The organism is Colwellia piezophila ATCC BAA-637 (assembly GCF_000378625.1).
Taxonomy (GTDB): domain Bacteria; phylum Pseudomonadota; class Gammaproteobacteria; order Enterobacterales; family Alteromonadaceae; genus Colwellia; species Colwellia piezophila.
Map to the genome: position 1 here is coordinate 168,306 of NZ_KB905164.1, position 13,760 is coordinate 182,065.

The window sequence follows — 13,760 nt, forward strand, 5'->3', positions numbered from 1 at the left end:
CCTGTACCGTCTGCATTCTCTAATAAGTAGCATCCATGCCACGTCCGATCAGAAACCTCGAGAATGACGCCTGTTGCAATGAACTCAGCTCTAAACATTTAGAAAGACGTCATAATGCAAAAGCATAAAAGTTAACTATTACTCTTGTGAAGCTTCTTCTTTCTTTTCTTCAACGATTGTTGCTATACCTAACTCTTTTAATTGCTCAGGATTAGCTTTACCCGGTGCATTAGTTAGTGGACAAGCCGCGGTAGTGGTTTTAGGGAAAGCCATTACCTCACGAATTGAACTTGCACCTGTCATTAACATCACAAGACGGTCTAAACCAAACGCTAAACCAGCATGTGGCGGCGCACCATATTGTAGCGCTTCGAGTAAGAAGCCGAATTTTTCTTGTGCTTCTTCATCACTGATGCCTAAAATTCTAAAGACCGTTGCTTGCATATCTTGCTTGTGGATACGTACCGAGCCACCACCAAGTTCACAGCCATTCAATACCATGTCATAGGCATCTGATAATGCGCCAACAGGATTTGCTGCTAACTCTTCAGGAGTTAAGTTCATCGGTGCGGTAAATGGGTGATGAATAGCGTGCATTCCGCCATCAACTTCTTCAAACATCGGGAAGTCAACAACCCATAATGGTTTCCACTCACCTTGCAGTAAATCAAGTTCTTCACCCAGTTTAAGACGAAGGGCACCAAGAGATTCAGTAACAACATTATATTGGTCAGCACCAAAGAAGATAATATCGCCTGTTTTCGCGTTAACACGTTTTAGTAAGGCTATCGCTTCGTCACTTGATAAGAATTTTAATATTGGCGACTGTAAACCGTCAAGACCCGTTGCCAATGCGGCATCAATGTCTTTCACTTTTAACCAAGGCATGCCTTTGGCGCCGTAAATGCCAACAAACTTAGTTAAATCGTCAAGACCTTTACGTGAGAACTTAGCTGCACCTTGTGGTACACAAATTACCGCTACACGACCTTTTTCATCGTTAGCCGGTCCTGAGAATACTTTAAATTCTACATCTTTTACAATATCAGCAACATCAACTAACTCTAAGGGGTTACGTAAATCAGGTTTATCACTACCAAAGCGAGTCATTGCCTCGTGGTAAGACATACGTGGAAAGTCACCTAAGTCAACATCTAACATGGTTTTAAACAAATCACGGATCATGGTTTCAGTAATGTTCATAACCTGATCACTACTCATAAACGAGGTTTCAATATCTATTTGAGTGAACTCTGGCTGTCTATCGGCACGTAAATCTTCATCACGGAAACATTTAACGATTTGATAGTAACGTTCCATACCTGACATCATCAACAATTGTTTAAATAACTGTGGTGATTGTGGTAAAGCAAAAAACTGACCTTTATGAGTACGGCTTGGTACTAAATAATCACGTGCACCTTCAGGTGTTGCCGCAGTTAAAATAGGCGTTTCAATATCTAAAAAGCCTTGAGCTTCTAGTGAGCTGCGTACTGCTGAAGTAACTTTCGCGCGAAAACGTAAGCGTTCGGTCATTTCAACACGACGTAAATCAAGGTAGCGATACTTTAACCTTAACTCTTCTGAGTTAGTTTGATTTGAGTCTAATGGCAATGGCGCCGACTTATTCAAGATAGTCAGCTCTAAACCAAGTATTTCAATAGCACCGGTTTTCATGTCTTTATTAATTTGACCTTCAGGGCGAGCGCGAACTTTACCTCGAATTTGTACACAAAACTCATTGCGTAAAGTATTGGCTTTTTTGATTACGTCGGGTAAATCCGGATCATAAACAACTTGTACAAGGCCTTCACGGTCACGTAAATCTAAAAAGATCACAGCGCCTAAATCACGACGTTTGTTAACCCAACCACATAAAGTTATTTCTTGTCCGATGTGAGATTCATTTACCTCACCACAATAAAGACTGCGCATGTATTTTGCCCTATACCAATTCGATTAAATTTATTAACAAACGCGAAATAGCGTTTGTCAGGATAATTTTGGCCATATTATAAAGCATTGGTTAATAATGTCACCCTAGAACAAACGGAAGGGGTAATTAAAGCGAGAGCAAGGGGGGTTAACATAGTGAATTTGGCCTATTTAAAAGCTGAACTCATCATCTGGTAATCGTCTTATCGAAGATCTACCGTCAAAAAATGGATTCTCAATCAGAAACTTCAGCAGTTGCGGCTATCTTGATTTATTCAGCAAAAAGTATAGCCAAGCCTAGCTACGCCAATAAGATAAAGCTACAGGCACTAATTAAATAAATAGTGATTTTTACCGGCGGCTTTAACCTCATACATCATAGTATCCGCAATTTTAAGTAAGTCGAGATCGTTATCACCATCATCTGGGTACATGGCTATACCAATACTACAACCAATAGAGGCGTTGGTTTTTGACTTTCCTTTTGAGAGTTCAAATTCTTTTTGCACCAACTTTAATACCTTTTCCGCAACATAAGCGGCTTCATTAGCGTTATGTAAACCTGTTAGTAATAACACAAATTCATCTCCGCCAAAGCGGACTACAGTATCTGAACTACGCACACATCCTTGCAAGCGTTGAGCAACTTGTTGCAGTAACTCATCGCCAACATCATGCCCATGAGTATCATTAATATTTTTAAAGCCGTCTAAATCAATAAATAACACTGCCATTTTAAGGGATTGACGTTGATGAAACCTAATAGCGGTATTCAACCTATCTTTTAATAATACCCGGTTAGCAAGACCGGTTAACTCATCGTGAGTTGCCATATGTTTCATGATTTTCTCAAGCTGCTCTCGGCGTTTGATCTCAACTTGTAAGCGCCTATTCCACATAACAATAACACCAAGAATCAATAAAATAATGACACCAATTTGCACCCCGACTTTTAGTACTACACTTTTATCAAGGCCGGTTTTTATCGATACGGTAAACCAGTTGTCATAAATGCGTTGTTTTTCTTTTTCGGTAATCGATGATAAGCCTTTATTGATGATATCTTTTAAAATGGGTAAGGCTTTATTGATGGCAAAGTGGCTTTGGTCGACACTAACATCCTCCATCATAGAGATCCTTAAGGTAACTAGGTTCTCTTGGTTTAATAATTCAGTGGCCGAGGCAATGGTAGTGATAAAACCATCAACACGCTCTTGCTGTATCGCCATTAGACCTTGCTCCCTGGCATCCACTAACTTAAAAGTAATCAGTGGGTGCTGCTTTCTTAATTTAGCAATAATGTAATAACCTTTAACAATAGCGACTTGTTTACCATAAAAATCGGTTAGCTTTGTTTGGCGCCCCATGTATTGCGCATGAACCATTACCCAGGGCATTTGCCAATAACTTCGGCTAAATTGAAAATGTTTTTTACGCTCAGGGGTTGGCGTAATATTACCCAGAATATCGATTTTATTGGCTAATAAGGCTTCATATAATTGTTGCCAAGTATCAAAAGCGACATAGTCAAATTCGATACCTGTTCTGGTACTGACAATATCACCGATATCACGAGTAATGCCGGCTGCTCTTCCCTGTTCATCGGTGAATTCAACCGGTGAAATATTCTTAACAAAACCAAGTCTAAATCGTTTCTGATTGGCTAAAAAAATTATTTCTTCTGCATTTAACTTTACTTTCTGTGATTGTTTTTTAAAGTAATATTCACTGGTTATACCGTTTAACCACCGCTCTTCAATGTTAACCAGAGCTTTAATATCAAGCTCACTAAAGCCTTTATTGATAATCTCTGTTAATTTATTATTATCCTTATGAACAACAGGTGACAGTTTCAAGGAAATCATAGGACTGGCTATGCGATAGAAAAGAGTTTGTAAATTACTTTGTACCAATTTCGCATTAATTATATCCACTAAGCCGAAAACACCCGAAATACCCCCTTGTTCTGCCGCCTGTAACATCGTGTCGATACTACCGAAGTAACGCACATTCAACTGTGGATTTTCATGTAACAATTGTTCTTTATAAGTGGATTTGTCCCAAAGGCCAATAATGTGAGCACTCGACTGCTGCATTAACTCTTTAAGAGAGTTAATCCTATTGCCATCACTATTTTTAACTTTTTCACTCAAATAAACTTGCAGATTGGCACGGTAAATAGGTTGGGCAAACAAGGTGTTTTTAACGGGTTTAACATGGTCCGGGTAAGCGAGTAACACATCGGCTTTGTGCTCAGCAATAAGGTCAAAACCCTCTTCTATATCGCGAGCCACGAACTCAACATTAATACCTACCTGCTTAGACCATAAACGCCAGACATCAATAAGTAACCCTTGTGGCTCTCCAGAGGGACTAACGCCCATATAAGGGGGGTAATGAGAGGAAAAAGCGATAAGTAAGCTATCTTTTTGCTTATCTAAACCTAGCCATTGCCGTTCAATTGCGACCCGCTCTTGTCTTGATATTTTAGCTAAACCTTGTTCAATAAAAGTCATTAATGCAGTATTATTTTTGGCAACGGCAATACCATAGGCCCCTTGCTGGAAACGTAGTACCTTGTGTACGGGAAAGCGTTGTCTTAGTTGCTCATAGTCAGAAAAATCATCGGCTAACTTCTCTAAACCGGTAAAAACCAACAGTTCATTATTTAACGCCGCACGATATAAATCATGGCGGTTATCATAAGTTTTCAATGCTAAGTCTGGAAAATGATTGTTTATTCTTTCAATGTGAGCAGAGCCTTTAACAACGCCGATACTATAGGGTTTTAGATCCGAAAGGTTATTAACTTGAGTAAGTTTTTGATGGACGTAAATGTGGGTAAATACATGAAAAAGCGGTTTCGAAAAGCGAAGTAACGCTTTCCTTGAATCGATAATGGATAACCCCGCATGAATATCGATAGTGCCGTTGCCTACTTGCTTTAAGGTCTCTAGCCAAGGAAGTGCAACAAACTGCACTTCAACTTGCTGTTTTTTCGCCCATAAACGCCACATGTCTGGCATTACCCCTATAGCTCGGCCTTGTTTATCAATAGAGTGATAGGGAAAGGACGTTTTATTTATGGCGATAGTTAACGGTTGATTAATGTCATCAGCTAAGAGTCGATGAGGCTGGGTAGTACTAGCCACTTGACGGTTTTCTTGTTGAAAAACTGTTTGAGCGGCTAACGTATCAGTGCAATAGAAATTAAATAACAAGGTGGTAAAAGCAATAAAAAGCGCCTGATGGTTAAATATTTTCAAAAAAACACCTTATAAATATAGCGTTGCCAATGAGATCGGTTAAAATAAGCGGATACGGTTACCAATTTACCATAAATAAATACAAAGCAAAGATAATGCATAACTCAGATACCGACTTAATATACTCACAAGCCCATAAACAAGTGAAAAACTTTACCTTTGATGCGCAAGTTGTTGAAGTTTTTCCGGACATGATCTCTCGCTCTGTACCGGGCTATAACACTATTATTGACACTATTGGCCGACTTAGCCAAGATTTTGTCCAAGATAATAGCAATATCTATGATCTTGGCTGTTCTTTAGGGGCCGCGACTCTGGCAATGCGTAAGGGTATAACCGCTCAAAACTGCCAAATTATTGGGGTTGATAACTCTAGCGATATGGTCAAGCGCTGTAAAATGCATATTGAGGCTTTTAAAGGCAATACCCCGGTAACCATCATTGAAGGTAATATTCAGGATATCGTCATAGAAAACGCTTCCATGGTGGTATTGAACTTTACCTTACAATTTATTGAAAAATCACAGCGCCAAGTTTTGCTAAATAAAATAGCACAAGGCTTAAAACCCGGCGGTTTACTGGTGTTATCAGAAAAAATAACCAGTGATGATCTAACCATTGATCAAGTGTTAGTTGATTTACACCACAGTTTCAAACGCGATAATGGTTATAGTGAACTAGAAGTGGCGCAAAAACGCACCGCCCTTGAAAAAGTGATGTTAACTGACTCACTTGAACTCCATAAAGAACGTTTATCTCAAGCAGGGTTTAGCCACAGCTCCTTGTGGTTTCAATGTTTTAATTTCACTTCGATTCTCGCTATTAAATAGCCTTAATTATCTAACTACTCAACCGACTAAATAAACTTTATGACCCAGTTCAATCAATTTTACCAACAAATCGCCACTAACCGTTTAAGCCATTGGTTAAATACCCTACCTGCACAGTTAAGCCACTGGCATGAAAATAACTTGCACGGTGAATATAAGCATTGGCAAAAGACGCTCGAAGCCTTACCTGTGGTAAAAACTGCTTCGACAGTGGATATAACCAATACGGTTAAAGTGGGCGAATTAGGTGATTTAGATCCGGGCCAATTCAAGCGCCTTGAAAACTTAATGAAGAAATTTAAGCCTTGGCGTAAAGGTCCTTATCATATCCATGGCTTGCATATTGATACGGAGTGGCGCAGTGATTTTAAATGGGACCGCCTTTGCGAACACATTAGCGACTTATCAGGCAAGTATGTGCTTGATATCGGTTGTGGTAGCGGTTATCACTTATGGCGAATGCGTGGCGCGGGTGCTGAGTTTGTGGTGGGTATTGACCCAACGCAGTTATTTTTAATGCAATTTAATGCGGTAAAACATTTTATTAAAGATAACCAAGTGCATTTACTGCCCTTAGGCGTTGAGCAACTACCAGAGTTAAAGGCTTTTGATACCGTTTTTGCCATGGGCGTGCTTTATCACCGACGCTCACCAATCGATTTCCTTTATCAATTAAAAGCGCAACTCGTTAAAGGTGGTGAGTTAGTATTAGAAACCCTTATTGTTGATGGTGATGAAAACACCGTATTGGTACCCGGTGAACGCTATGCAAAAATGCGCAATGTGTGGTTTTTACCGAGCGAAAAAGCTATGTGTGCTTGGTTAGAGCGTTGCGGTTTTAGTAATGTCCGGGTGGTAAATACAGATATCACTGCATTAGATGAACAAAGAAAAACCGAGTGGATTGATACTGAGTCTCTACAAGACTTTCTTGATCCAAATGATAGCAGTAAAACCATTGAAGGCTACCCTGCCCCTAAACGTGCCATATTTATTGCCAATGCTTAAAAGCTAAAATAGCGCTTTAGCAAAGTAGATAATGCCAAAGGAAATGATGTAAGTTATAGTAACTTCAGCGAGTTAGGTAATATTCTATTGAGGACAACTATGAATGATGTTTGGTTAGCAAGGCGACTTAAAAAGGTAACTAACAGACAGCAAGACCATCGCGACCCTTTTCAACGAGACCGGGCAAGAATATTACATTCCGCCTCGTTTCGTCGTCTGCAGTCGAAAACCCAAGTCATGGGTAGCGGACAAAGTGATTTTTATCGTACTCGTTTAACGCATTCATTAGAAGCCGCACAAATAGGCTCAGGCATCACTACACAACTGCGCTTTAAATCCCCTGAACTATGCGCAGCACTCTTCCCGACAAGCGATAGCTTAATCGAAACCATTTGTTTAGCCCATGATATTGGCCATCCGCCTTTCGGTCATGGTGGTGAAATAGCACTAAATTATATGATGCGTGACCATGGTGGTTTTGAAGGTAACGGTCAAACACTGCGCATAGTGGCGCGCTTAGAAACATTTAGCGAACACTTTGGTATGAATTTAACTAGACGTACACTGCTTGGTTTGATGAAGTATCCACAATTAATAGAGACGCTTGCTAAAGATAGCACAAGGGGTAGTGTCAGTAACTTTAGACAACTTAAAGCTGATGACTGGCACCCGCCCAAAGGGTTATATAGTGACGATCAAGATATTATCGATTGGGTGCTTGAACCGCTTTCAACGGCGGATAGAAACTTATTTCAAACCATGGTGTGTCAAAATATCAGCTTACAAAGCGAAACGTCACCAGAAATAAACAAGCACCATAAAACCCGTTTCAAGTCCCTTGATTGCTCTATCATGGAGCTAGCCGACGATATTGCTTATGGCATTCATGATCTTGAAGATGCCATTGTTACAAAAGTGGTTAACCGTGAAGATTTTGAACGTGAAGTAATTAAAAAACTCCAGAAAATCGACGATGCATGGTTACAAGAATACAGTAAGACCCTCACTGAAAAATTATTCAGTGATCAACACCACTTACAAAAAGACGCGATTGGCGGTTTGGTTAATTACTTAATCACGGCAATTAAGTTAACTGATTTAAACGAACAAGAAAATATTAAATTTTCTGAGCCGCTACTGCGTTATAACGCAGTATTATCAGCCACGACAGCACAAGCATTGCAGATATTTAAAGAATTCGTTTATTATTACGTCATCAAATTAACGAGCTTGCAGCGCCTTGAATACCGAGGCCAACAAATCGTCATGGAGCTTTTTGAAGCGCTATCATCAGATCCTATGCGTTTACTACCAACTAATAGCGCTAAACGCTGGCAAGTTGCCGTAGAGAATAAGCACAACCCTCAACGGATAATAGCCGATTACATTGCGGGAATGACCGATGATTACGCTACTCGGCTTTATCAATCACTGTTTAATGCCCATGGCGCGTCAGATTATCAACTAAATTAATTTTGATTTCAGCTGTGTTAAGTTAAGTTAAGTTAAACATACAAGCTAAAATAATTTATGAACATGAGAATATTGCACTAATGCTAGAGATATATGCCGGAAAAAATGCCTTAAGAATAATTCAAGAAAATGGCTTCAAACAGGAATTATTCACTAACTTTCTTGGCGCCAGTGGTGGCCCTAAATGGTTTATCTTATTTGGTTTAGATAAATACCTTTTTGGCAATTTCTTTAAAGGTAGAAACACTGAACTAAATTTAGTTGGCTCTAGTGCGGGTGCCTTTCGCGCCGCAGCGTTGGCACAAAATAATCCAATAGAAGCGATTAATCGCTTGGCTTATACCTATGCTAATACCGTTTATTCAGCAAAACCGACCGCCCAAGAAATATCAGACCAGGCCGTAACTATTGTTGATCAATTATTTGCTGAAAATGGCGCCGATGAGGTGATCAATAATCACGTGTTTAAAGCACACTTTCTGGTTGCTAAATGTAAGGGTTTGACCGCTTTTGATAATAAATTCATGCAAGGTGCCGGTTTAATTAATAGCATGTTACTGAACAAACTGGGTAGAAGGCTGCTTAGCAGACAATACCAACGTTATATATTTAAGCAGCCAAGCAGTAATCTAGTGATTAACGACCCCTATAATTTCAACAATGTTTACCACGATTTAACCCCTAACAATATTAAAAGTGCCTTACTCGCTTCGGGTTCAATACCCATGGTTATGTCGGGAATTAAAGACATTAATGGCTGTACAAACGGTACCTATCGAGATGGCGGAATTATTGATTATCATTTTGATTTTTCATTAAGTAATGATTATAAAAATCAGCGGCATGACTCAAGGCAAAGCCGTGCAGATAGCAACGAAATATACCGTAACACAAATGGTAAGGGTAAGGGTTTAACACTGTACCCGCACTTTAGCTCTGTCCCTAAAGCGGGTTGGTTTGATAAGAATTCAAATAGAAAGGTTTTAGCCCATAGCTATGAAGATACGGTATTACTCGCCCCTTCTGAAAGATTTATCCAATCACTACCTTTTAACAAGATCCCCGATAGAACCGACTTTACCAAACTTGATACAACCACTCGAATTCACTATTGGCAGAAAGTATTAGCGGAAACCGATAAGTTAGCGGAGTGCTTTCATGAATTTGTCGCTAAGCAAGATATAGCGAAGATACGAGCGTTTCAACCTTAGCAATAGTGTCTCAGCTATATTGGCTTAGACTAAAAGTCGTCATTTCAGAAATGTCTGATCGGAATTCCAGTGTTTGACTGTGGGTCTTCGACAAGAAAATCCGAAGATGACGAGTTAATATATTTTATGCTCTCATCACAAGCTGTCATGCCCAAAGTCACTTGTCGAGCAGCCACATCACTATTGTTCATTATCAATACAGTTACTCTGTGAGAACACTGGATTCCCGCCAAGACAACACGGGAATAACGGCTGAGCAGCCTATATCTATCAATTAAGTAAATCCCTAACCTAATGTCGTCATGTCCGAAGTCTATTTCGGGCATCCACAGTTTTTACTCGCTGATGATAGTGCGTTTTCAAGCGAATAACCATAACGTTGATATTGTAGAAAACGCTTGCCTGGTTAGCACACAAGTTGATGCATGCTAATCCCCCTGAAAAACAATCAAAGTTATGACTTCAAACTAGCTTTAAATAGAGCGATTAAACCCTGAGTTGAAGCAGATAACGTTTCATCTTCAGCACCATCCATAACCGATAGCACCCGGTTCCCTAATTGCTTGCCTAATTCCACGCCCCATTGATCAAAAGAGTTAACTTGCCATATCACGCCTTGAACAAATATTTTATGTTCATATAAGGCGAGCAAAGCGCCCATTGATTCGGGGGTCAGCTGATCAATAACGACCGTATTACTTGGTGTATTACCTTTCATGGTTTTATGTGGAGCAAGTCGCTCAACTTCATTCAAAGAACAGCCGCTATCTACAAGTTCAGTTTTAACTTGTGCTAATGTTTTTCCTTGCATCAAGGCTTCACTTTGCGCAAAACAATTAGCAACGAGTACTTTATGGTTCTCTGTATATTGGCTACGACCTTTTAAGGCAACAATAAAGTCTGTTGGGATGATGTCATCACTTTGATGCATTAACTGCATAAAAGCATGCTGTCCGTTTGTGCCCTCTTGCCCAAAAACAACCGGAGCCGTTAACCAAGATAGTTTGTCACCTGACTTTGATACTGACTTACCGTTACTTTCCATATCTGTTTGCTGTAAATAACCTGGCAATGCTCTTAACGAATGAGCATAAGGTAAAATGGCTAACGTTGGGTATTGCAGTGCATTTCGATTCCAAATACCAAGCAATGCCATAATAACGGGCATGTTATTGTTAAAATCGGCTGATTTAAAGTGCATATCCATCTCATAGGCACCTTGTTTTAACTTACTAAAGTTATCATTACCAATAGCAAGCGCTAGCGGCAGCCCTACCGTTGACCAAAGAGAAAAACGGCCACCTACCCAACCCCACATCGGTAGGATATTATTTACATTAATACCAAAGTCTTGTGCCGCGTCAATATTACTGCTGACTGCAAACCACTGTTTCTCAATGATAGAGGGGATATTGCTATTCTTTGGCTCCTCTACTAACGCACAAGATAACATCCACTGCTTGACCGCTTTTGCATTGAGCAGGGTTTCTTGTGTAGTAAAGGTTTTAGAAATAACCACTACAAGCGTTGTTTCATAGTTTAATTTTTTGAGCTTTTCTTCAAGTGCCCCGCCATCAACGTTAGCTATAACATGCACAGCTAAACTTAAGTCTCGGTAATGCTCTAAAGAAGATAAGCTTACTTTGACACCATAATATGAGCCACCAATACCAAGTGCTAATACATCGGTAAAGCGCTTGCCTGTAGCACTCGTTAGAGCACCACTTTGAACATCACTCACTATCTTCTGCATCTGCTGCTCCGCAGCTGCAACTTCATTCGCTAGTGCTTCACCGAGTACTTCATGCTGTATCGCTTTAGGTGCTCTGAGTACGGTGTGTAATACCGATCTATTTTCAGTATTATTAATTCGATCGCCGTTAAATTGCTTTTTTATCTCTTCAGCTAAGTTTGCCTCTTGAGCTGTGGCAATTAATTGTTCAAATTCAGCTTCATTAATATTTTGTTTAGAGTAATCGAGGTATAAATGAGCTGTAGATAAAGAAAACTTGCTTGCTCTATCTTTTTGATTATGATTTTCATAGAACAATGAAGTAATTGAACGTGATTTAGCGCAATGGGCTAGCGAGGTTAATTTTTGAATATCCATATATGATTTTTAATTCTTTTTATTGTATGAAATAGCTCAAGTGACAGCTATAGGGCTAGACCCTGAAAGAAAACCTGTGACTATAAATTTATTTTTTACACTTTATAATGACTTTCCCCTATATCCATATTCGACATGGTAAAAGCGATCTACTTTTAACGACTGTAGTTTTAAAAAGTATTAAATATAATATCATATATAACTGTATTTTCATTAACGCCAATCAACTTCTCTGATTGAGGTCCCATTGCAGTTACTGGGACATTTACACTCGTATGCCCTGTTGTAGACCAATTAATATAAAATGAACCGCCACCTTTAATATTGTATGGACCATCTTCGTTTTCTAGACCACTTGGATCTTTTGAAACCCACATCCCTCCAGTTTCATGGTCTGCTGTTACGATAATAAGTGTATCTCTTTTTACTAAAGCAAATTCTTTGGCTATATCTACAGCATCATCTAATGCTATTGTGTCTGTAATCGCATTTTCAGCATCATGACTATGGCTAGCCCAATCTATTTGTCCTCCTTCAATCATTAAAACAAAACCTTCGGGGTTTTTTGAAAGAATTTCTATAGCCTTTGAGGTCATAGTCGCTAAAGTAGGTGAGTAAGGACGAATCATCCCTTCACCCGCAAACAGACCCAAAATTCTTTCAGATGAACTAGTATCTATGACATCAAATGAAGTTGAATCACATACAAATTTATAGCCTATAGAAACTGCCTCGTATATTAAATCACGACCGTCAATTCGCTCTCCAGCCCCAGGGAAACAGCCTTCATCATTTGTAGGTTTAAACTCATCTTCCCCCCCTCCAAGCAACACATCGATAATATTATCATCTATAATTTGTTGAGCAATATCTAGCATTAATTTCCGACTCTTAACGTGCGAAGTAAATGCAGCGGGTGTCGCATGGGTTACATGTGTTGTAGTAACGACCCCAACAACTTTTTTATGGTTTTTAGCCTCTTCAAGTATTGTTGATATATGATTTAAATTTTCATCTAATGAAATAACACCGTTATTTGTTTTGATACCTGTTGCCATTGCTGTCGCGGCGGCTGCGGAATCTGTAATTGCATTATCTGCAGAGTACGTTTTTAATGTGCCTCTAATAGGCATATCATCCATTGAAAGTTTCCCGTCTACCCCCTTCGATAGCCAACGAGCTGCTTTTCTATGCTCTGCACCCATCCCATCGCCAATAAACAAAATAACATTTTTTGCGTTTACCGGAAGGACTACTTCAACGATTCGTGTAAGACTTTCTTGATTTCCAGCCTTGTCAATTGCTGAATAAGTTATAATGTAATTGCCTACGGTACTGGTATCGATATTACCTTCAAGAACAACCTCTACAATACCATCTCTTTCATCAATTGCATTTGCCCCTAGTTCCTTATATACACCATTGAAAAACAAAGTAATGCTACTTTCCCCATTCAAAGATATTAATGGAGGACTAGTATCAGGGATTTCTGAATTCCCACACGCGATTAATAATGTTACTAACAAGACTTCGAAAGGAAACCTAAATTTAAACTTAAACAATTCAAATAATAAATACATGCAGAAACCTTTTATCTATAATTTGTTGTCTTAACCTTTCAGACATCTTGTTGAAACGGTAATAAAACCCTATTCTGAGCTGTTTTAAGTCCATTCTTAATAATAATATTGCACACGTTATTTTTTAATTACATATTTGCTATTTATGAAGGAACTGGCTGAATATTCGATATTTATATCACTAAATTTTTGTTTGGATATAATCTAAATTATAGGTCGTTGCTACTAGATAGCTACCTAGTATTCTATATCTATAATGGACTGCTATTGTTTTATGTAGAGACCTTATTGTACTTGATTAAACTGCTAATAAATTTTAAGTCATTAAACAACTCATTTAGCAGTTC

Annotated in this window: 8 protein-coding genes; 4 read left to right on the forward strand and 4 right to left on the reverse strand. The window is 39.1% G+C overall.

Annotated elements, in window-relative coordinates:
• Window positions 1-138 precede the first annotated feature (138 nt).
• Together aspS and F580_RS0109585 are read right to left on the reverse strand one after the other, a co-directional pair.
• Window positions 139-1,935 carry an aspartate--tRNA ligase gene (aspS, locus tag F580_RS0109575; protein ID WP_019027502.1) on the reverse strand — a complete coding sequence of 599 codons (1,797 nt, stop codon included), beginning with the start codon at window positions 1,933-1,935 and terminating at the stop codon, window positions 139-141.
• 329 nt (window positions 1,936-2,264) lie between these two features.
• Window positions 2,265-5,201 carry a transporter substrate-binding domain-containing protein gene (locus F580_RS0109585; RefSeq protein WP_019027504.1) on the reverse strand — a complete coding sequence of 979 codons (2,937 nt, stop codon included), beginning with the start codon at window positions 5,199-5,201 and terminating at the stop codon, window positions 2,265-2,267.
• A gap of 95 nt (window positions 5,202-5,296) precedes the next feature.
• Between F580_RS0109585 and cmoA the strand changes: the two genes are divergently transcribed.
• The 4 genes from cmoA to F580_RS0109605 all read left to right on the forward strand — a co-directional run bounded on the left by cmoA (window position 5,297) and on the right by F580_RS0109605 (window position 9,723).
• Window positions 5,297-6,031: a carboxy-S-adenosyl-L-methionine synthase CmoA gene (gene cmoA / locus F580_RS0109590; protein ID WP_019027505.1), complete on the forward strand. Its 735-nt coding sequence runs from the start codon at window positions 5,297-5,299 to the stop codon at window positions 6,029-6,031.
• Between the two features lie 39 nt (window positions 6,032-6,070).
• The gene (gene cmoB, locus F580_RS0109595; RefSeq protein WP_019027506.1) at window positions 6,071-7,039 is read left to right on the forward strand and encodes a tRNA 5-methoxyuridine(34)/uridine 5-oxyacetic acid(34) synthase CmoB; all 969 of its coding nucleotides are present in this window, start codon (window positions 6,071-6,073) and stop codon (window positions 7,037-7,039) included.
• A 99-nt stretch (window positions 7,040-7,138) separates the two neighbouring features.
• On the forward strand, window positions 7,139-8,512 hold the full coding sequence (locus tag F580_RS0109600; RefSeq protein ID WP_019027507.1) for an anti-phage deoxyguanosine triphosphatase: 1,374 nt from the start codon (window positions 7,139-7,141) through the stop codon (window positions 8,510-8,512).
• An 80-nt stretch (window positions 8,513-8,592) separates the two neighbouring features.
• The gene (locus tag F580_RS0109605; protein ID WP_019027508.1) at window positions 8,593-9,723 is read left to right on the forward strand and encodes a patatin-like phospholipase family protein; all 1,131 of its coding nucleotides are present in this window, start codon (window positions 8,593-8,595) and stop codon (window positions 9,721-9,723) included.
• 454 nt (window positions 9,724-10,177) lie between these two features.
• Here F580_RS0109605 and pgi read toward each other — a convergent pair whose 3' ends face one another.
• Entirely contained in the window at window positions 10,178-11,833 is a 1,656-nt protein-coding gene (gene pgi / locus F580_RS0109610) for a glucose-6-phosphate isomerase (protein ID WP_019027509.1), read from the reverse strand.
• A gap of 170 nt (window positions 11,834-12,003) precedes the next feature.
• A complete protein-coding gene (locus F580_RS24275; RefSeq protein ID WP_019027510.1) occupies window positions 12,004-13,413 on the reverse strand; it encodes an alkaline phosphatase in 1,410 nt (469 codons plus the stop codon).
• Window positions 13,414-13,760 lie beyond the last annotated feature (347 nt).